The organism is Janthinobacterium sp. YR213 (assembly GCF_900099875.1).
Classification (GTDB): domain Bacteria; phylum Pseudomonadota; class Gammaproteobacteria; order Burkholderiales; family Burkholderiaceae_D; genus Janthinobacterium; species Janthinobacterium lividum.
In genome coordinates this window covers 13,768-32,960 of record NZ_FNDA01000006.1, presented here as the reverse complement: position 1 = coordinate 32,960, position 19,193 = coordinate 13,768, and the positions used below count along the sequence as shown (strand labels likewise).

18 protein-coding genes are annotated in these 19,193 nt (G+C 64.7%); 12 read left to right on the top strand and 6 right to left on the bottom strand.

All coding sequences use genetic code 11. The features are described from left to right. The first annotated feature begins 7 nt into the window (after positions 1 to 7). From BLT98_RS23800 to BLT98_RS23790, 3 genes are read left to right on the top strand one after another with little or no spacing between them, the layout of a single operon-like run. A complete protein-coding gene (locus BLT98_RS23800) occupies positions 8 to 1,078 on the top strand; it encodes an HlyD family secretion protein (RefSeq protein ID WP_034785075.1) in 1,071 nt (356 codons plus the stop codon). Further along, positions 1,075 to 2,514: an efflux transporter outer membrane subunit gene (locus BLT98_RS23795; RefSeq protein ID WP_092612143.1), complete on the top strand. Its 1,440-nt coding sequence runs from the start codon at positions 1,075 to 1,077 to the stop codon at positions 2,512 to 2,514. Before BLT98_RS23800 ends, BLT98_RS23795 begins: the two co-directional genes overlap by 4 nt. Further along, positions 2,511 to 2,945, top strand: a complete 435-nt coding sequence (locus tag BLT98_RS23790) for a hypothetical protein (protein WP_191909609.1) — start codon at positions 2,511 to 2,513, stop codon at positions 2,943 to 2,945. The genes BLT98_RS23795 and BLT98_RS23790 overlap by 4 nt, the downstream gene beginning before the upstream one ends. 9 nt (positions 2,946 to 2,954) lie before the next feature. Here the strand turns inward: BLT98_RS23790 and BLT98_RS23785 are convergent, their stop codons facing one another. From BLT98_RS23785 to BLT98_RS23765, 5 genes are all read right to left on the bottom strand, one after another. Next, positions 2,955 to 3,743: an ATP-binding cassette domain-containing protein gene (locus BLT98_RS23785; protein ID WP_092612619.1), complete on the bottom strand. Its 789-nt coding sequence runs from the start codon at positions 3,741 to 3,743 to the stop codon at positions 2,955 to 2,957. 8 nt (positions 3,744 to 3,751) lie between these two features. Further along, positions 3,752 to 4,804 carry a FecCD family ABC transporter permease gene (locus BLT98_RS23780; RefSeq protein WP_092612140.1) on the bottom strand — a complete coding sequence of 351 codons (1,053 nt, stop codon included), beginning with the start codon at positions 4,802 to 4,804 and terminating at the stop codon, positions 3,752 to 3,754. Next, on the bottom strand, positions 4,801 to 5,727 hold the full coding sequence (locus tag BLT98_RS23775; protein WP_092612137.1) for a heme/hemin ABC transporter substrate-binding protein: 927 nt from the start codon (positions 5,725 to 5,727) through the stop codon (positions 4,801 to 4,803). Before BLT98_RS23775 ends, BLT98_RS23780 begins: the two co-directional genes overlap by 4 nt. Continuing rightward, positions 5,715 to 6,800: a hemin-degrading factor gene (locus BLT98_RS23770; RefSeq protein ID WP_070277965.1), complete on the bottom strand. Its 1,086-nt coding sequence runs from the start codon at positions 6,798 to 6,800 to the stop codon at positions 5,715 to 5,717. Before BLT98_RS23770 ends, BLT98_RS23775 begins: the two co-directional genes overlap by 13 nt. A 203-nt stretch (positions 6,801 to 7,003) precedes the next feature. Continuing rightward, positions 7,004 to 7,903: a DMT family transporter gene (locus tag BLT98_RS23765; RefSeq protein WP_092612132.1), complete on the bottom strand. Its 900-nt coding sequence runs from the start codon at positions 7,901 to 7,903 to the stop codon at positions 7,004 to 7,006. Positions 7,904 to 8,133: 230 nt separating this feature from the next. On the opposite strand from BLT98_RS23765, the gene gcvA reads away from it, so the two are divergent. Both gcvA and BLT98_RS23755 read left to right on the top strand, forming a co-directional pair. After that, positions 8,134 to 9,078 (top strand): transcriptional regulator GcvA, encoded by a 945-nt coding sequence (gcvA, locus tag BLT98_RS23760; RefSeq protein WP_034759349.1) that lies wholly within the window; start codon positions 8,134 to 8,136, stop codon positions 9,076 to 9,078. After that, positions 9,075 to 9,419, top strand: a complete 345-nt coding sequence (locus BLT98_RS23755) for a hypothetical protein (protein ID WP_092612129.1) — start codon at positions 9,075 to 9,077, stop codon at positions 9,417 to 9,419. The genes gcvA and BLT98_RS23755 overlap by 4 nt, the downstream gene beginning before the upstream one ends. 151 nt (positions 9,420 to 9,570) lie before the next feature. Here the strand turns inward: BLT98_RS23755 and orn are convergent, their stop codons facing one another. Further along, positions 9,571 to 10,167 carry an oligoribonuclease gene (gene orn, locus BLT98_RS23750; protein ID WP_170846480.1) on the bottom strand — a complete coding sequence of 199 codons (597 nt, stop codon included), beginning with the start codon at positions 10,165 to 10,167 and terminating at the stop codon, positions 9,571 to 9,573. 56 nt (positions 10,168 to 10,223) lie between these two features. Here orn and BLT98_RS23745 point away from each other — a divergent pair, with 56 nt between their 5' ends. The 7 genes from BLT98_RS23745 to BLT98_RS23715 all read left to right on the top strand — a co-directional run bounded on the left by BLT98_RS23745 (position 10,224) and on the right by BLT98_RS23715 (position 19,063). Beyond that, positions 10,224 to 11,504, top strand: coding sequence for a M48 family metallopeptidase (locus BLT98_RS23745; protein WP_034785061.1), 1,281 nt, complete (start codon positions 10,224 to 10,226; stop codon positions 11,502 to 11,504). Then, positions 11,501 to 11,866: a 4a-hydroxytetrahydrobiopterin dehydratase gene (locus BLT98_RS23740; protein WP_092612126.1), complete on the top strand. Its 366-nt coding sequence runs from the start codon at positions 11,501 to 11,503 to the stop codon at positions 11,864 to 11,866. The genes BLT98_RS23745 and BLT98_RS23740 overlap by 4 nt, the downstream gene beginning before the upstream one ends. Further along, positions 11,863 to 12,768, top strand: a complete 906-nt coding sequence (gene rsgA / locus BLT98_RS23735) for a ribosome small subunit-dependent GTPase A (protein ID WP_034785059.1) — start codon at positions 11,863 to 11,865, stop codon at positions 12,766 to 12,768. The genes BLT98_RS23740 and rsgA overlap by 4 nt, the downstream gene beginning before the upstream one ends. A 281-nt stretch (positions 12,769 to 13,049) precedes the next feature. Further along, a complete protein-coding gene (locus BLT98_RS23730; protein WP_070259691.1) occupies positions 13,050 to 13,466 on the top strand; it encodes a hypothetical protein in 417 nt (138 codons plus the stop codon). Positions 13,467 to 13,702: 236 nt separating this feature from the next. Beyond that, positions 13,703 to 16,552: an ATP-binding protein gene (locus tag BLT98_RS23725; protein WP_244517668.1), complete on the top strand. Its 2,850-nt coding sequence runs from the start codon at positions 13,703 to 13,705 to the stop codon at positions 16,550 to 16,552. A gap of 285 nt (positions 16,553 to 16,837) precedes the next feature. Then, positions 16,838 to 17,758 carry an ornithine carbamoyltransferase gene (argF, locus tag BLT98_RS23720; protein WP_034785055.1) on the top strand — a complete coding sequence of 307 codons (921 nt, stop codon included), beginning with the start codon at positions 16,838 to 16,840 and terminating at the stop codon, positions 17,756 to 17,758. Positions 17,759 to 17,827: 69 nt separating this feature from the next. Beyond that, a complete protein-coding gene (locus tag BLT98_RS23715; RefSeq protein WP_034759383.1) occupies positions 17,828 to 19,063 on the top strand; it encodes an argininosuccinate synthase in 1,236 nt (411 codons plus the stop codon). Positions 19,064 to 19,193: the final 130 nt, after the last annotated feature.

Below are 19,193 nucleotides of genomic sequence, written 5' to 3'. Positions count from 1 at the left end.
CTTCACCATGCAAACACCCATACTGCGCTCGCGCGCATTTCTTCTCGGCCTGGCCCTGCTGGCCTGCGCCCTCGCCTTTTGCGCCTGGCAACTGCTGTTCGCCCGTGGCGACGAACAAGCAACCGACGACGCCTTTGTCAGCGCCGACTACACCGTGCTTTCCCCCAAGGTGGGCGGCATCGTGCGGGAAGTGCTGGTGGAAGACAACCAGACTGTCAAGGCGGGTCAGCTGCTGGCCCGCATCGACGACCGCGACTACCAGGCCGCCGCCGCCTCGGCCCGTGCCGAGGTAGCCGGCGCCGAAGCGCAACTGGCGAATGCCCGCGCCACCTTGCAGCGCCAGCAATCGGTGATCGAACAAGCCAGCACCCTGGTCGACGCCAACCAGGCGGAAGACAAACTGGCGCAGCAGGAACTGGCCCGCTCGCAGCACCTGGCTGGCCAGGGCGCGGGCAGCGTGCAGAACGCGCAGCAGGCGCAATCGCGCTTCGACGTGAGCCGCGCGCGCCTGGCGCAAAACCGCGCCGCCCTCGTCGCCACCCGCAAGCAGACGGAAATTTTGCAAGCGCAGCAAGGCGCGGCCGAAGCGGCCTTGCTGCGCGCCAGCGCCAGCCTGCAACGGGCCGAACTGGATCTGTCGCATACGCAGCTGCGCGCCCCCATCGACGGCATCGTCGGACGCCGCATCGTGCGCGTCGGCGCCCTGGTGGCTCCCGGCGCCAGCCTGATGGCCGTGGTGCCCCTGAACCGCAGCTTTGTCGTCGCCAACCTGCAGGAAACCCAGCTGACCCACGTGCGCCAGGGCCAGCGCGCCAGCATCGCCGTCGACGCCTATCCGGGCGTGCTCCTGCACGGCACGGTACACAGTATCGCGCCGGCCACGGGCGTGACCTTCGCCGCCATCGCGCCGGAAAACGCCACCGGCAACTTCACCAAGGTGGTGCAGCGCATCCCCGTCAGGATCGCGCTCGATCCGGGCCAGGATGGCGACGCCCGCCTGCGCGTGGGCATGTCGGCCGAAGTGCGCATCGATACGGCCATGCGCCGTCAACATCTGCAACAGGTGAGCGCGCGATGAAAGCATGGATACTCTTCACGGCCCTGGGCCTGGCCGGCTGCGGCAGCGTCGGCAGCGATTTCCAGCGCCCGCACCATGATCTGGGACAGCAATGGCGTCAGGCGCAGGATGCCCGTTTCGCCGCACAGCAGGATGGCGCCATCGAGCAGCGCTGGTGGGACAGCTTTGGCGATACCACCCTGTCGTCACTGCTGCAGCGTGCCGCCGGCGCCAACCTCGACGTGCTGGCGGCCGCCAGCCGGCTGGAGCAAAGCCGCGCCGCGCGCGGAGTCATCGGCGCCGCGCAAGGCCCGTCGCTGGGTGCGAATGGCGGCTACAGCCGCGCGCGCAACAGCGAACAGGGCTTGAGCGACCCGTCGCGCAACAATGGCCAGTCCGCCTACAACCTGTGGCAAAGCAACCTTGACGCAGCCTGGGAACTGGACCTGTGGGGCCGCGTGCGGCGCGAAGTGGAAGCGGCCGATGCGCGCGTCGACGTGGCAGTGGAAACGCAGCGCGGCGTGCTGCTGGCCGTGCTGGCAGAAACGGCGCGCGACTACATCGAGCTGCGCGGCGCGCAGCAGACGCTGGCCATCACGCAGCAGCTGCTCGATATCGCCCGCCATACCTTGAACCTGACCAGCATCCGCCTGCGCGAAGGTGTGGCGACGCAGCTCGACGAGGCCGAGGCGGCGGCCCATGTCGCCACCATCGAAGCGCGCCTGCCGCCGCTGCAGCAGCGCGAAGCGCGCCTGGGCAATGCTCTCGCCCTCCTGCTGGCGCTGCCGCCGCAAGGCTTGCGGGCGGAACTGGCGGCGGGCAAGGACATTCCCGCCATGACCATGCAGGTGCAGCTGGGCGTGCCGAGCAGCCTGGCCGAACGGCGACCCGACATCCGCCGCGCCGAAGCGCAGCTGCACGCGGCCACGGCCGCCATCGGCGTGGCGCAGGGCGATTTTTATCCACGCATTACGCTCTCGGGCAGCGTCGGCCTGCAAGCGATGCAGCTGTCCGACATCGGCTGGGACGCCAGGCGCTTCGCCTTCGGCCCCGGCTTCAGCGTGCCCCTGTTCGATGGCGGCCGCCTGCGCGGCAACCTGCAACTGCGCGAGGCGCAGCAACAGGAAGCGGCCATCGCCTACCGCCAGACGGTGCTGGCCGCCTGGCACGAGGTGGAGGATGCGCTATCTGGCTACCAGGCCAACGCCCGCCGCCAGGCCAGCCTCGATGAAGCCGTCAAGCAGGGACGGCGGGCGCTGGGCAGCGCGGAACTGCAGTACCGCCAGGGCGGCACGGACCTGATCAACGTGCTGCATGTGCAAAACACCTTATTGAACAACGAAGCGGCGCTGGTCGACAGCCGTGCCACCGCGTCGCTGTCGCTGGTCCAGGTCTACAAGGCGCTGGGCGGCGGCTGGCAAGCATTTTCAACCACCTCGCAAGGAAGCACGCCATGAAACCGAATCCCGCACATTTCTCCATCCACGACGTCAGCGACTTTCCCGTCGTGCGCTTTCGCCCTGAAACGGCCGTTACCGGCTATGCCCCGCTGTGGGAAAACGACATGGACGCCCTGCTGCGCCATGGCGAACCGTTCGTCATGCTGTTCGAAGAGGAACGCAGCGATGAAGCGCACATCGACCGCAAGCGGCGCGGCCTTTGGCTCAAGCACAACAAGGTAGCGCTGGCCGCCATTTGCCGGGGCCTCGTATCGGTCGAGGCGGACGCGGAACAGCGCGCGCGCCTGCAGGCGATGGCGGCCGGCGCCATGAAAGCCTTCGGTATCCTGCAAGAGGTGGCGGCCACGCGCGAACAGGCCGAGGCCCTGATGGTATGGCTGCTGGGCAGCGGCCAGATGGCGCGGCCGCGCGCGGCGGACGTGTGGTGAGTGAATGGGTCAGGCGGCCCTGCGGACGGCGCTTCTGGCAGGGATGACGCACACGTCGCCATCGCTGCTGGTCGCCGTCGTCAGGGCGATGCCGTACAGCGCGGCCAGGGCCGGCACGGCGCCGGCATCGCTGGCGATATCGGCCACCAGCTGGCCCGAACGCACCAGCAGCAATCGCTCGAAGCCCAGCAAGGCGTGATTGATGTCGTGCAGGATGGCGATGACGGCGTGGCCGCGCGCGGCGCAAAACTGCTGCAGGCTATCGAGCAAATCGAACTGCAGGCCGGGATCGAGCGCCGCCAGCGGTTCGTCGACGAGTATCAAGCCATCCTGTACGTCCCACATCTGCGCGAAGATGCGCGCCAGCTGCACCCTGGCCTGCTCGCCGCCGGACAGGGTATCCAGGCGGCGGCCCAGCAAATGCCCGGCGTGCGCCAGGGTAGCCGCGTCCTGCACGATCCGCCCCAGCTGCGGGTCGACCAGGCGCGCCACCCGTCCCAGGCCGATCACCAGCTCGCACTGCAGTCCGAAGGCCACGTTCGAGCCCTGTGGCAAGACGGCGCGGCGCCGCGCCAGGTCAGCCAGCGGCCACTGCGCCAGCGGCCTGCCCGCGAACGCCACATGGCCCGCCTGCGGGTGCAGTTCGCGCGCCATCAATTTGAGCAGGGTCGACTTGCCCGCGCCGCTGGGGCCCAGGATGGCGACGCGCTCGCCGGCCGCGATCCGCAGATTGAACGGGCCGAAATACTGCTGGCCCAGTTGTGTGGTGGCGAAGGAGAGTTCCAGCAGGGGCGTCATGTTCACCTCTAGGCTGTGCCGTGGCGGAAGCGCCGCAACAGCATCAGGAAAAATGGCCCGCCCAGCAAGGCCGTGAAAATGCCGACGGGGACTTCCGCCGGGATGGCCACCGTGCGCGCCAGGGTGTCGGCCAACAGCAGCAGCAAGCCGCCGGCCAGCATCGCCAGGGGCAGTACCTTGCGCTGGTCGGCGCCCAGCCAGGTGCGCACCAGGTGCGGCGCGATCAGGCCGATGAAGCCGATGCCGCCGCACCAGGCGACGGCAAAGCCCGTCAGCACGGCCACCAGCACGATGACCTGCGTGCGCAGCCGGCCCACATCGATACCCACGTGCAGCGCCTGCGCCTCGCCCAGCGCCAGCGCATTCAATGAGCGCATCAGGAAGCGCGTGGCCCACAGCGCGCCGGCCAGCATCAGCAGCAAAGCCGCCACCTGGCGCCAGCTGCCGGCCGACAGCGAACCGAGGGTCCAGAAAGTCAGGGTGCGCAACTGGTCGTCGCTGGCCAGGTAGATGCACAAGCCCATGACGGCCACCGTGATGGCGTTCAGCGCCACGCCCGTCAGCAGCAAGCCGACGATGGAGCCGGGGGTGGCCCAGCGCGCGACCCTGTCAAGCAGCACGCAGATCAGCATGGCGCCGGCGAACGCGGCGGCCGGCAGCAGCCACACGCGCAGCTCCGGCGCCACGTGCAGGCTGGCCGCGAAGACGATGGTGGCCGCGCCCGCGCAGGCGGCGCCGCTGCTCACGCCCAGCAGTCCCGGATCGGCCAGCGGATTGCGGAACAGGCCTTGCGTCAGGCCGCCGGCCAGCGCCAGCGCGGCGCCGATCAGGATGGCAAACAGGGCGCGCGGCAAACGGATATGCCACAGCACATACGCGCCGCCGGACAGCTTCTCCTCGCCAGATTGAAACGGCGCCAGCCAATCGGCCAGGGTCACCGGCACGGCGCCCGCCTGCACGGCGATGATCAAGCCGACAAACAGCGCCACGGCCAGCAGCCCGCCAGCGCCCCAGCGTGGCCAGCGCCACGGGGCGACAGACGCCAGGGAAGCCACGTTCATGCTGTCATGGCTTTGGCGAAGGCGGCGTCGAGTTCGCCCAGCGCCTGCGGCATGCGCGGGCCAAAGCCCAGCAGCAGCATGGCTTCCAGCGACACGATGCGGTGCTTGCGCCCGGCCGGCGTCTGCGCCAGGCCTGGCAGTTTCAAGATGCCGTCCACGCCGCCCGATGCCTTCAGCCCCTGGTCCGTGACGAGCACGATGTCGGGCCGAGCGGCGATCACGGCTTCGGGCGTGAGCGGCTTGTAGCCGGCAAAACCGGCCGGTCCCCCCATCACGTTGACGGCGCCCGCATACGCGAGCATGGCGTCGGCGCCCGTCTCGCGCCCGCCCACCATCACCTGGTTGGGCGCATGGGCGAGGATGAACAGCACGCGCACAGGCGCGTGGCTGCGCAGGCGCACCTTGCCCAGGGCGCCGTCCCACTGCTGCTGCAAGGCTTGCGCCAGGCGCGCGGCGGGGTCGGCGCGTCCCGTGATCTGGCCCACCTGTTTCACCCGTTCGAGCAAGCCTTCGAATTTGTTATTCGCGTTCAGCACCGCCACCGGCACGCCCGCGTCGCGCACCTGGCGCAGCACCGTTTGCGGCCCCGCTTCCTCGGTGGCGATCAGCTGCGTGGGCGCCAGCGACAGCACGCCCTCGGCCGACAAGGTGCGCGCATAACCCACCTGCGGCAGCTGTTGCGCCACCGGTGGATACAGCGAGGTGGTATCGACGCCCACCAGTTCCCCCTGCGCTTCGAGCGCATAGACGATTTCCGTCAACGCGCCGCCCACGCTGACGATGCGCCGCGCCTTGACCATCGGCTTGGCCGCGTCGCTGACGGCGGCCAGCACCTGCATCGGCGCGGCCAGCGCCAGCGCTCCCGCCCCCATTTTTTTCAGCGCGATGCGGCGCGCCACGCTGGCGGCGATCATGCGGCGCATAGTTCGCCCTCCTGCAGCACCCGCTCGACGACGTTGCGCCATTCGCACAATTCGTGCACGCCCGGCTTGCGTTCGCCGAAGAACATGACGATGGTGTCGCCCTTGGCGTCGAACAGTTCCACCGATGTCACCAGGCCATCGACGGTCGGCTTTTTCACCACCCAGGCGCTGGCGATATGGTCTTCGCGCAAATGCAGGTTGAAGCGCGTGTCGAGGACATTGATCCACGGCCCCATCACGGCGATCTTGTGCACGGGTCCCGAATGGATCTGGATCATGCCGGCATTGCCGACGAAGGCCATGATGGCCACCTTTTCGAGGGCGGCATTATTGAGCAGGTCGAGCACGCAGGATTTGTCGAGCTGCTGCACGAAACGCGCCTCGGCCAGGCGCAGGCCTTGCAGGCGCGAGACCGAATATTTTTTCAGCACGGTGAAAAATTCATGCGTATCGCGCAAGTCGGCCCAGGCGGCGCGAAAGCCGGCCACGTCGATCTGCGCGTCGGGCAGTTCCGCCGGCGGCGGCGCCGGCGCCGTCACGGCAATGCCGGCCGCCTGATCCGCATCGGCGAAGCGCGCCACCAGCGCGTCATAGGCGGCCAGGTCGCTTTGCGGCTTGAGGAAAATCTTGTGCACGGCATGGCCGGCCGCATCGAAAAATTGCAGGCTGCGCTGCACTTCCTTTTCGCCCATCTCGCGAACGGCAAAACCATGCGCCCACTGGCGGTAAAACACGCGCAGGTCGATATCGCCACCGAGCACCAGGCCCACGTGATTGTTGTGGCTGGCTTTTCGATACACACCCGTCTTTTCATGCACGCACGAGGCGTTGCGCGTCAGCGCCATGACTTCGCCCAGCGGTTCCAGGGCGGCGATGATGGCGGGCCAGTCGGCCTGCAGGCGCTCGGCGCCCAGCAAGGCGCCATCGGCCAGCGACAGGCCGGCGTGCGCGGCGATCAGCTCGCCTTCGGAAATGGCCAGTTCCTCGGCGATATCGCGGTGGCGGGCTTTCTTTTCGCGACGCAGGCGGGCAAATTCGCCGGCGACCAGCTCGGTATTGCAAATAGGGGGCATGCTCGTCACGGTGTCTCCTTTCAAGGCGAACACTGGCTGGCATGGGCTGGCTGGTGGTGGGGGAATCTTGAAATCAATTATAAATGAGAATCATTCGCAATCAAGTGTTATTTGTGCGCGGCCAAAAAAAAGCGCCGCGGCAGGAAACCCGTCGCGGCGCAAAGGAGACCGATCGGTATTGCCGATCAGTTCAGGAAAAAAGTTCAGGCGCTGGCTTGCACGCCAGGCATGGAGACCGGCTTGGCACTGGGCCGCTGTGCCAGCAAGACCACGGCGGCCAGCACCATGGCACCGCCCAGCAATTGCGTGCCGCTGACGGATTCCTTCAGCAAGGTCACGCCGAACGCCATCGTGATGACGGGTTCAAACGTGGAAATGATGGATGCCTTGGCCGCGCCGATCTGCGCCACGCCGGCAAAGAAGGCGGCAATCGCGATGGCCGTCGAGAACAGCGCGATGGCGCCGACGGCCAGCCAACCCGTCGCCGTGCCCGGCAAGGACACGCCTTGCCACAAAGCAATCGCACTATTCGACAGGCCGGCTGTGCCCAGGATCACCACACAGGCGGCCAATGGGTGAATATTCTCGCGGCTTTTCGACAGGCTGTTGCCAAACAGGATGTACACGGCATACACGCCGGCGGCCATCAATGCCAGCGCGATGCCGATGGGCTGGCCCTGCAGCTTGCCGCCCAGGGTGATGGCCATGCCGGCAATGGCCAGCGCCATCAGCACCAGCATGCGCCGGTCCAGCTTTTCCCAGCCCAGCGCCAGCGCGAGGATGGTGACCAGCACGGGATACACGTACAGCAGCATGCCGCACAGGCCGCTGCTGGCATACATGAGGGCATTGAAATAGCCTTGCGACTGGGCCGTGTACATCAGGCCCATCAGCATGTAGCCGGCCAGCAGGCGGCCGCGCGGCAAGCGCCAGCCACCGAGCCACACGAGCGGCAGCAACAGCATGGCGGCGATGACGAAACGCAAGGCCAGCATGGTCGACGGGTTGACCCCGGACGCATATGCCGCCTTGGCAAACACTGCGGAACTGCCGAATCCGGCGGCCGACAGCAACACCAGCGCAACAGCGCGGCGATCAGACATGACTAACCTCTTTGAGTACACCCGGGCAAACCTGCTGCGCATCGCGACGGTTTTCCCAGGCGTTGTAAATATAAATGCCAAGCAAGGCTGGTAGATGATTCATGCGTGAATCATATTGCGGGTCACTTCACGCATAGCCGGCATCATATTCGCTTGCGCAAAATGAAACAAACCAATATTCTTCACGGATAGGCCAAATAATACTGAGGCTCAATTCTCTTGAGAATACCATGTCACGTCCCCTGCCCCCACTTGCCGCCCTGCACGCCTTCGAGGCGGCCGCCCGCCACGAAGGCTTCCAGCGCGCGGGCGAAGAATTGCACGTCTCGGCCGGCGCCATCGGCCATCATGTGAAACAGCTGGAAGCGTGGCTCGGCATCGTGCTGTTCCAGCGCCTGCCGCGCGGCGTGGTGCTCACCAGCGCCGGCCAGCGCTATGCGGCCTCGCTGGGGCCGATACTCAACCAGCTGGCCGATGTATCCGAGCAGGCGCGGCGCCAGGGCGATGACAAGGTGGTGACGGTGACGGCCACCAGCTCGCTCGTCTCGCGCTGGCTGATGCCGCGCCTGGGACGCTTGCGCGACCGCTATCCGCAGATCGAACTGCGCGTGCTGGCCTCGATGCACCCGGTCGACCTGGCGCGCGATGGCGTGGACGTGGCCATCCGCCTGGGACCGGGCCGCTATCCGGGCCTGAAGGTGGATTTATTGATGGAAGAATGGTTTTCCGCCGTCTGCAGCCCCGATTTCCGCGCCAACGCGGCCAGCCTGCGCCAGCCCGCCGACCTGCTGCGCTACCCGCTGCTGCACGACGAGCCGGAAGTGCACCTGCCCGGCGAAATCGACTGGACGCGCTGGTTGCACAGCTGCGGTGTGCATTACAGCGGCAATAGCGGCAACAGCGGCGCGCGCTTTTCGCACACGTATCTGTGCCTGGACGCGGCCGCCAGCGGCCAGGGCGTGGCCATCGCCGCCAGCCCCCTGATCGGCGACGACCTGCGCTCGGGCCGCCTGGTGCGCGTGTTCGAACATGCCGTGCGCGGCCCCCACTGCTATTATCTGCTGCGTTCGCCCCAGGCGGAAACGCGCCCCCTTGTGCACGCCTTCTGCGAATGGCTGATCGCCGAGGCGCGCGCCGACCAGGAAACCGTCTGGCCCACCGTGGAGACAGCATGACGAGCAGGGAACTGGCGCGCAGCGCCCAATATATTGTCCAGCATGAATATGAACACGCCAAGGTGACGGCGGCCGATGGCCGGCAAGCCAGCCTGGGCGAGTTCTATGGCGACCCGGCCGTGGGCTTGATCGATGTCCACGAGCAATGGTGCGCCGTGGCGGGCGAGGGATTGGTGCTGTGCCGGCTGGAGCAACCGTTCGGGCAGTGCGTGGCGTATTTTCGCGAACCTGGCGAGACAGTGTGGATCACGGGCTTGCGGCAAACGGGACCGTTTGCGCTGGAGTGGCAGGATGAAGAAGGCGTTTGGCACACCCTCGATTTTGACTTTGATACGATGTAACAGAACCTTCGCGACGCCTCACAAAACCGTAGCGAGCGGAAGGGAGAGGTGGCTAAGAAGCGCAACCGTACTCAGTACGGGGGCGCCGAGCCGGTGAGCATCGCAGGCCGCCTATACCGACGCGCAGTAGGTTTTGTGAGGCGTTTTCAACTTACAATTTGATGAAGTGCTCGCGGTAGTACTTCAGCTCTTCGATCGACTCGAGGATATCGGCCAGCGCAGTGTGCTTCTGGTGCTTCTTGAAACCGGTGGCGATTTCCGGCTTCCAGCGCTTGCACAGCTCTTTCAGTGTCGACACGTCAACATTGCGGTAGTGGAAGAATGCTTCCAGCTTCGGCATGCCGCGCACCATGAAGCGGCGGTCCTGGCCGATGGTGTTGCCGCACATGGGCGACTTGCCTGCCGGTACGTATTTCTTCAGGAAGGCGATCAGCTCCGCTTCCGCCTGGGCTTCCGTCACGGTCGACGCCTTGACCTTGTCGATCAGGCCCGAGCGGCCGTGCGTGCCCTTGTTCCAGGCATCCATCTTGTTCAGGGTTTCATCCGACTGGTGAATCACGAACACGGGGCCTTCGGCCAGCAGGTTCAAGTGCATGTCCGTCACCACTACCGCCACCTCGATGATGCGGTCGGTATCGGGCTCCAGACCCGTCATTTCCATGTCGACCCAGACCAGGTTCATCTCATTTGGACGTGCGGGCACCGCGGGTGCGGGGGTGGATGCAGTTAAGTCGGTCGCTTGTGACATAATTCTCTCTTGGCCTAATCAAACTAAATAATCAGCCATTTTCTCACAGGCACAGAATGTATTCACTCGCGTTTTCGATTTTGTTTGTATCCGTCCTCGTTTTGACCCTCGCCGTGCGCTTCTGGCTCGCTTCGCGGCAGATTCGCCACGTGCTGGCGCACCGCGCCGTTGTCCCGCCCGAATTCGCGGAAAAAATCCCGCTGGCCGCGCACCAGAAGGCGGCCGACTACACAGTGGCCAAGACCAAGTTCGGCTTGCTGACCTTGCTGATCAACTATGCCGTGCTGATCGGTTTTACCTTGCTGGGCGGCCTGCAATGGCTGGCGCTGCACCTGAATGAATGGATGGGTCCCGGCTCGCCCATGTTGTACCAGATCGGCCTGATCGCCGCCTTTGCCGCCATTTCCGGCCTGATCGACCTGCCCTTCGACTATTACCGCCAGTTCGTGCTGGAGCAGCGCTTCGGCTTCAACACCATGGCGCGCAAGCTGTTTTTCACGGACATGCTCAAGGGCGTGGGCCTGGGCGCCGTCATCGGCTTGCCGCTGATCTGGGTCGTGCTGACCCTGATGGCCAAGTCGGGCGACCTGTGGTGGCTGTACGCCTGGTTCGTCTGGAGCGGCTTCCAGCTGCTGATGATGGTGCTGTTTCCAACCGTCATTGCCCCCCTGTTCAACAAATTCACGCCGCTGGCCGACGAAGCGCTGAAAAGCCGCATCGAAGGCTTGATGCAGCGCGTCGGCTTCGCTTCGAAAGGCTTGTTCGTCATGGATGGCTCGAAGCGCAGCGCCCACGGCAATGCGTATTTCTCGGGCTTTGGCGCCAACAAGCGCATCGTCTTCTTCGACACCCTGCTGTCGCGCCTGGCGCCGCAGGAAATCGAAGCCGTGCTGGCGCATGAACTGGGCCACTTCAAGCTCAAGCACATCGTCAAGCGCATCGCCATGATGTTCGTCATCTCGCTGGGTTTCCTCGCGCTGCTGGGCTTCCTGAAGACGCAGCCGTGGTTTTACGCGGGCCTGGGCGTCGACCCGGTCGCGCTGGCGCTGACGGGCCAGCCGACGGACGCGCTGGCGCTGCTGCTGTTCATGCTGGCCTTGCCCGTCTTCACTTTCCTGCTGGGGCCGTTGACGTCGCTCAGCTCGCGCAAGCACGAATTCGAAGCCGACGCCTTTGCCGCCACGCACACGCAGGCGGACGACCTGGTGTCGGCGCTCGTCAAAATGTATGAAGACAATGCGTCGACCCTGACGCCCGACCCGCTGCACTCGGCCTTCTATGACTCGCATCCGCCGGCCAGCGTGCGCATCCGCCACCTGAAAGGGGCTTCCGCATGAATACGCCATCCACTTCGCACGACCTGGCCCAACTGAGCTGCACGCCGCGCCAGCAGGCGCTGGGCGACACCGATATCGCCACCCTGCACGCCCTGCTGCCCCAGTGGACGGTGCAAAACGGCAAGCTGTGCCGCGACTTCGGCTTCAAGAATTACTACCAGACCCTGGCGTTCGTGAACGCCCTGGCTTATATGACCCATACGCAAGACCACCATCCGGAGCTCATCATTACTTACAAAACCTGCGCCGTGCGCTACGACACGCACTCGGTCAACCAGGGTGCCGGCGGCCTGTCCGAAAACGACTTCATCTGCGCCGCCAAGGCCGACCTTATCTACCAGAGCAGCCAGGTGGCCCCATGAGCGAAGGCAAGTTGACGGGCGTCATCATCGCCGCCCACGGCCGCCATTACCTGGCCGACGTGGACGGCGCCAAGTTGCAATGCGTAACGCGCGGCAAGAAAACCAATGTGGCCGTGGGCGACATCGTGCACCTGACGCGCACTTCCAACGACCAGGCCGTCATCGACCGCATCGAGGAACGCAAGACCTTGCTGTACCGCTCGGACCAGTACAAGTCGAAATTGCTGGCCGCCAACCTGACGCAGCTGTTCATCGTCGTGGCGACGGAACCGGGCTTTGCCGACGACCTGATCTCGCGCTCGCTGGTGGCGGCCGACGCGGCCGGCATCGAAGCGCGCATCATTCTCAACAAGACGGATGTGACCGCTTCGCTGGAGCGCGCCCGGGAACGCCTGCTGCCGTATTCATCGATGGGCTATCCCGTCGATGAGGTGTCGGCGCGCGCCGAACCCGAACACGCCGTGGCCACCCTGGCGCCCCTGCTGGCGGGCCAGTCGTCGATCCTCATCGGCCAGTCGGGCATGGGCAAGTCGTCCCTGATCAACCTGCTGGTGCCGGACGCGGACATCGCCGTGCGCGAAATCTCGGCCGCGCTCGACACGGGCAAGCACACGACCACCTTTACGCGCCTGTACAAGCTCGACGAACTGGGCGCGAACAGTTCCATCATCGATTCGCCCGGCTTCCAGGAGTTCGGCCTGTACCACTTGTCCGAGGGCATGCTGGAACGGGCCTTCCGCGAATTCCAGCCCTACCTGGGCGGCTGCAAGTTCTATAACTGCCGCCACCTGATCGAGCCGCAGTGCGCCATCCTGCAAGCCTTGTCCGAAGGAAAAATCGCCAAGATGCGCCATACCCTGTACGGCCAGCTGCTGCACGAATCGGCGCAAACGCTGTATTAACGCGCCTGGCGCCCGCCATCGGAGCGGGCGCCAAACCGACAAAAACATTATCAACACGAATTAAACAGAATTAAATTCTGCCGCTCAGCCCGCTTTCCTGCATTCATTCCAAAACCATCCATCGTCCGATTTCGCGTTTCAGCGCCGAATTCCTGCGTTTCATCGCTTTGCGCTGGCATCGCGCAGGTCCGATTGCTACCTTGGCATTGTCCCCGCCAGCGAACCTGCTGGAGACAACATTGGTCTAACTCCAACCAGCATTTTGATCACAAGGTGAAATCATGAAAGCATCGTTCTCGCGTACCCTCGCCCTCGGTAGCGCCGCCCTCGTCCTCGGCCTTTCTTGCCTCAGCGCCAGCGCGCTGGAAATCGGCGACCAGGACAAGGTCCAGATCTCCGGCAAGGTCTATAAACTGGCCCCGCAGGAATTCAGCCAGTACGGCAATCGCTACCAGCTCGACACGGGCGATACCTTGCTGCTGCGCCAGCAAGTCAACCGCTACTTCACGCAAATCAAGGGACAGCCCGAAATAGAGCTGTTCGGCCGCGCGCCCGGCGTCTTTGAAACGGCCAGCGGCACCCGCATGGAATTTCGCAACGATGGCGACGTCATCGCCATTACCGGACTGAACAATATTCCGGGCGCCATCGCCAAGGCTGGCGAAACAGCCAGCACCGTGCACTTCGCCGGCCGCTAGCACAAGCAGTACGGCACAGGCGGCACGGCCATCGCCAGGCTGTCCACGGGGCGTGCATCAGCCGGCAGGGGCTGATGCACGCCCCGCCTGCTTTGCGCCGCCTGAAATGGCGCGCGCAAAAAAATACTGTCGAGTCGGCCAAACAACTGCATCCGAATGCAGCTTACAATGCGATCCAATAAGGTGTCACTGGCCGCGGGCCAACACCATCGCCTTGCGGGAGATTTCGGATGGAAATGTTCGCCCTCGAACATGACATTGCACAGTGGGAAGACACACTGCGACCATTGCGCGCCCTGGAGCGCTTGCCCTTGCTGATGTTGCTGGCATGGCATTTGCGCCAGCGTAACTGCGCACAGGCGCTGCACCATGCAGCCGAAGCGGCAACCTTGTTGCCCCAAGCCCAGCTGCCGGCCCACGCCCTGGCCATCGCGCAGGCGCGCCTGCAACTGGTGCAGGCGGAAGTGGCCTGGCTGCAAGGTGCCCTCGATGCGGCCGAAAGCCTGGCCATGGCGGCGCACGCCATCCTGTGCGCGCATGGCGACGGCGCCGCTTGCGCCGACGCGCACTGGCTGCTGTCCTCGATTGCCGTCGACCGGGGCGACCATGCCCGCTGCGATGCCGAACTGCTGGCCGCTGCCGAACAGGCGCGCAGCGCCGGCGATGCGATGCGCGCCAGCCTGGCCGACGCGGCCACGGCGCGCTGGGCCGTGCTGCGCGATGCGCCGGCCGCCCAAGCGCGCTGGGGCAGCCACTTCCAGGCCGACGGCGCCAGCGGCAAGCTGCCCGCGCCGCTGGCTGCCTGGGTGCATGATTTCCGCGGCTTGCTGGCGCACACTTCGCGCGACCTGGGCACGGCCGCCGGCCACTACATGCAAAGCTACGAAGCGGCGCTGGAAAGCGGCCAGCTGCGCGGCGCCATCACGGCCGCCATCAATATCGGCGACTGCTTCGCCAGTCTCAACGACAACGAATCGGCCCTCGAATGGATGCAGTGCGCGCTGGACCTGGCGCGCCCCACCGGCTGGCCCCGCAGCATCGGTGCCTGCCAGACGCATACGGCCGAAACCATGCGCAAGCTGGGACGCCTGGCCGCGGCCGAAGACTTGCTGCGCCAGGCGCTGCACATCCTGGCCCCCGTGGCGGGCGCGCGCACCTATGCCAACGCCCTATTCCACCTGGGTGAACTGAGCCTGGACAAGGGCGACTACGACACGGCGCTCGACGCCTTCAGCCGGCTGGCGCAGCGCGCCGAAGCGCTGGGCCAGGCCGATTTCCGCAGCATGGCGCAGCGCGGCAGCGCCCACGCGCTGTCCTACCTGGACCGCCCCGATGAAGCGCTGCAGGCGGCCGAACGGGCTTGCCAGCTGGCCACCGCGCAAGGCGACGCCATGCACCAGGTGGCGGCGCTGCGCGTCTTGTCCATGCTGCATGCCCGCCACGAGCTGCCGCCGCCCGCAGGCATGCTGGAACGCAATCCCGCCCTGCATTTCCTGCACCAGGCGCTGCAGGTGGCCGCCTCCATCGAAGGCTATTCCCCGCCCGGCGAACTGCTCGATGCGCTGGCGCGCGAATACGCGCATGCGGGCGACTATGCGCGCGCCTACGATATCGCCCTCGATGCGGGCATGGCGCGTGAAAAAAGCCACACCCAGCAGGCGAGCAACCGCGCCACGGCCATGCAGGTCTACCACCAGACGGAACATGCGCGTTCGGAAGGCTATCACCACCGCGAACTGGCCGCCTCCGAAGCGCGCCGCGCCGAAGTGCTGCAACAGACCAGCGACACCCTGGAACGGCTGTCGGCCATCGGCCAGGAAATCACCACCCACCTCGATGCCAGCGCCGTATTCCAGGTGCTGGACCGCCATGTGCACGCCTTGCTGCCAGTCAACACCTTCGCCGTCTACATGCTCGATCCGGCTGGCACGGCGCTGCGCCGCGCGCACGGCATGGAAGCGGGCCGTCCCCTGCCCGACAACGCCATTCCACTGAGCAATCCACGCGCCTACTCCGTGCGCTGCCTGCTGGGCCGGCGCGAAGTGTATATCGACCAGGTACCGCCGCGCCGCCATGCCTACACGGTGCCCGGCACCCTGCATAACCAGAGCGTGCTGTACGTGCCGCTGATGGTGGGCGAACGCGTGCTGGGCGTGATGACGGTGCAAGCTTGCCATGCCAACGCGTATGGCGAACGCGAGCGGCTGATCTTCCGTACCCTGTGCGCGTATGGCGCCATCGCGCTCGACAACGCCAGCGCCTACCGGCAGTTGCAAGATGCCCAGGCGCAACTGGTATCGCAGGAAAAACTGGCTGCCCTCGGTTCGCTGATGGCCGGCGTGGCGCATGAACTGAATACCCCGATCGGCAACAGTTTATTAATCGCCAGTACCATGCAGCAAAAGACGGAAGACGTGGAACGCCTGATGAACGGCCCCGGCCTGCGCCGCTCGGACCTGGCCGCCTTCATCGACGATGCGAACAAGGCGTCGGCGCTGGTGATGCGCGGCCTGCGCAGCGCGGCCGACCTGGTCAACAGTTTCAAGCAGGTGGCCGTCGACCGCACCACCGAGCAACGACGCCGATTTGACTTGCAACAAGTAAGCAATGAAATCATCGCCACCGTCATGAACCGCATCCGCAGTTCGGGCCACCGCATCGAAGTGGAGATAGCCTTCGGCATCACCATGGACAGCTATCCTGGCCCGTTCGGCCAGGTGATCACCAACCTGATCAACAATGCCCTGCTGCACGCCTTCCCCCCCGCGCCCAACGATGGCGGCGCCGGCACGGGCCGCATGCGTTTGTCCGCCACGATGGAGGCGGCGCGCGTGCAGATCGTCTTCGAGGACAATGGCGGGGGCATCGCCGAACAGCATTTGTCGCGCATCTTCGACCCCTTCTTTACCACCAAGCTGGGCCAGGGTGGCAGCGGCCTGGGTTTGTCGATCAGCTACAACATCGTCACGGCCCTGCTGGGCGGCACCATCCAGGTGACCAGCAGCCCTGCCGGCACCCGCTTCACCCTGGACTTGCCCCTGGTGGCGCCGCAGCTGGACGGCGCTGCGCCCGCCAGCATCTATTAATCCACCGCCCCGTTGCCCGGGCGCAGGCTTGCCTATACAAGTACGCGCCCGGCCAGTCTTTCCAATCTAAAAGCAAAACCCTTATAATTGAACGGCTGAAGTACTTGCCATTGCATTATTTTCAACTTGGCAAACCGCATCGTACCGCGCGACAGGCGTCGCGCTGGCACCGATCAACACAGCAGCGCGCCGGGCGAGGCAGTCATCAGACGAGATGTTTTACGCTGATGCAACCCGGCGGGAAAGGCACGCCGCCGGCGGCCTGCGCATCTTCAAGTGGTCATTATGTCGACAAAAAAACCGATCAAGCACTACCTCCAGTTCTCCGATTTCACGTTGGAAGAGTACGAATATGTGATCGAACGCGCCCATCTGATCAAGCGCAAGTTCAAGAACTACGAAATCTACCATCCCCTGATCGACCGCACCCTGGTGATGGTCTTTGAAAAGAACTCGACCCGCACGCGATTGTCATTCGAAGCCGGCATGCACCAGCTGGGCGGCGCCGCCATCTACCTGAACACGCGCGACTCCCAATTGGGCCGCGGCGAGCCGGTGGAAGACGCGGGCCAGGTCATGTCGCGCATGTGCGACATCATCATGGTGCGCACCTTCGGCCAGGAAATCATCGAGCGTTTCGCCGCCAATTCGCGCGTGCCGGTGATCAATGGCCTGACCAATGAACACCACCCGTGCCAGGTCTTTGCCGACATCTTCACCTACATCGAACACCGCGGCTCGATCGCCGGCAAGGTCGTCGCCTGGATCGGCGACGCCAACAACATGCTGTACTCGTGGCTGCAGGCAGCCGAGGTGTTCGGCTTCCACGTCAACGTGTCAACGCCGAAGGGCTACGACATCGACCTGTCGCAAGTCAAGACCGAGCGCTACACCTTCTTTGCCAACCCGTCCGACGCCTGCGAAGGCGCGCACCTGGTCAACACGGACGTGTGGACCAGCATGGGCTACGAAGCGGAAAACGCGGCTCGCATCGCCGCCTTCGACGGCTGGATCGTCGATGGCGCGAAGATGGCCCGCGCGGCGCCCGACGCGCTGTTCATGCACTGCCTGCCCGCCCACCGCGGCGAGGAAGTAGCCGCCGAAGTGATCGACGGCCCGCAATCGGTGGTGTGGGACGAAGCGGAAAACCGTTTGCACGTGCAAAAAGCGCTGATCGAATACCTGTTACTGGGTAAAATCAACTAATTGGCCTGGAACTGCAGAACTCCCGGCAGCATCGCAACACATATATCGACAACGACAACTGGAAGCAATATGAGCGACATTAAAAAAGTAGTCCTGGCCTATTCCGGCGGACTCGACACCTCCGTCATCCTGAAATGGCTGCAAGATAACTACCAGTGCGAAATCGTCACCTTCACGGCCGACCTGGGCCAGGGCGAAGAACTGGAACCGGCGCGCGCCAAGGCCATCAAGTTTGGCATCAAGCCGGAAAACATCCATATCGAAGATGTACGCGAAGAATTCGTGCGCGATTTCGTCTTCCCGATGTTCCGCGCCAATACCGTCTACGAAGGCGAATACCTGCTGGGCACCTCGATCGCCCGTCCTTTGATCGCCAAGCGCCTGATCGAAATCGCCAACGCCACGGGCGCCGATGCCATCTCGCACGGCGCGACCGGCAAGGGCAACGACCAGGTGCGTTTCGAGCTGGGCGCCTACGCGCTGAAGCCAGGCGTTAAAATCATCGCTCCATGGCGCGAGTGGGATCTGCTGTCGCGCGAAAAACTGCTGAAGTACGCGGAAGACGCCGGCATCGAAATCGACATGAAGCACAAGAACGGCGGCGCGCCGTACTCGATGGACGCCAACTTGCTGCACATCAGCTTTGAAGGCCGCCACCTGGAAAACCCGAGCGCCGAAGCGGAAGAAACGATGTGGCGCTGGACCGTCAGCCCTGAAAAGGCTCCGGACGAAGCGGAATACCTGGACATCGAATACGAAAAAGGCGACATCGTCGCCATCAACGGCGTGCGCATGTCGCCTGCCACCGTGCTGGCCGAACTGAACAAGGTTGGCGGCAAGCATGGCGTGGGTCGCCTGGACCTGGTGGAAAACCGCTACGTCGGCATGAAATCGCGCGGCTGCTATGAAACCCCGGGCGGTACTATCATGCTGAAAGCCCACCGCGCCATCGAATCGATCACCCTGGACCGCGAAGTGGCCCACCTGAAAGATGACCTGATGCCACGCTACGCATCGATGATCTACAACGGCTACTGGTGGGCGCCTGAGCGCGTTGCCCTGCAAACCCTGATCGACCACACGCAGGAAACCGTGAACGGCTGGGTACGCATCAAGCTGTACAAAGGCAATGTCATCGTCGTCTCGCGCGATTCGAAGACGGATTCGCTGTTCGACATGAACATCGCCACCTTCGACGAAGACGGCGGCGCCTACAACCAGGCCGACGCAGGCGGCTTCATCAAGCTGAATGCCTTGCGCATGCGCATCGCCGCCATCGCCCGCGAAAAGCGCGGCCAGAAGTAATTAGTTGCCGGGAGGCACTGCCTCCCGCAGCTGCCTGAGCCGCCCACGGGCGGCTTTTTTGCGTCTGGAGCGCACTCTGCCGCAAATTACGCCCCGCCACGTCCCGAGATCGCCCCCATTTTGCTGTCCG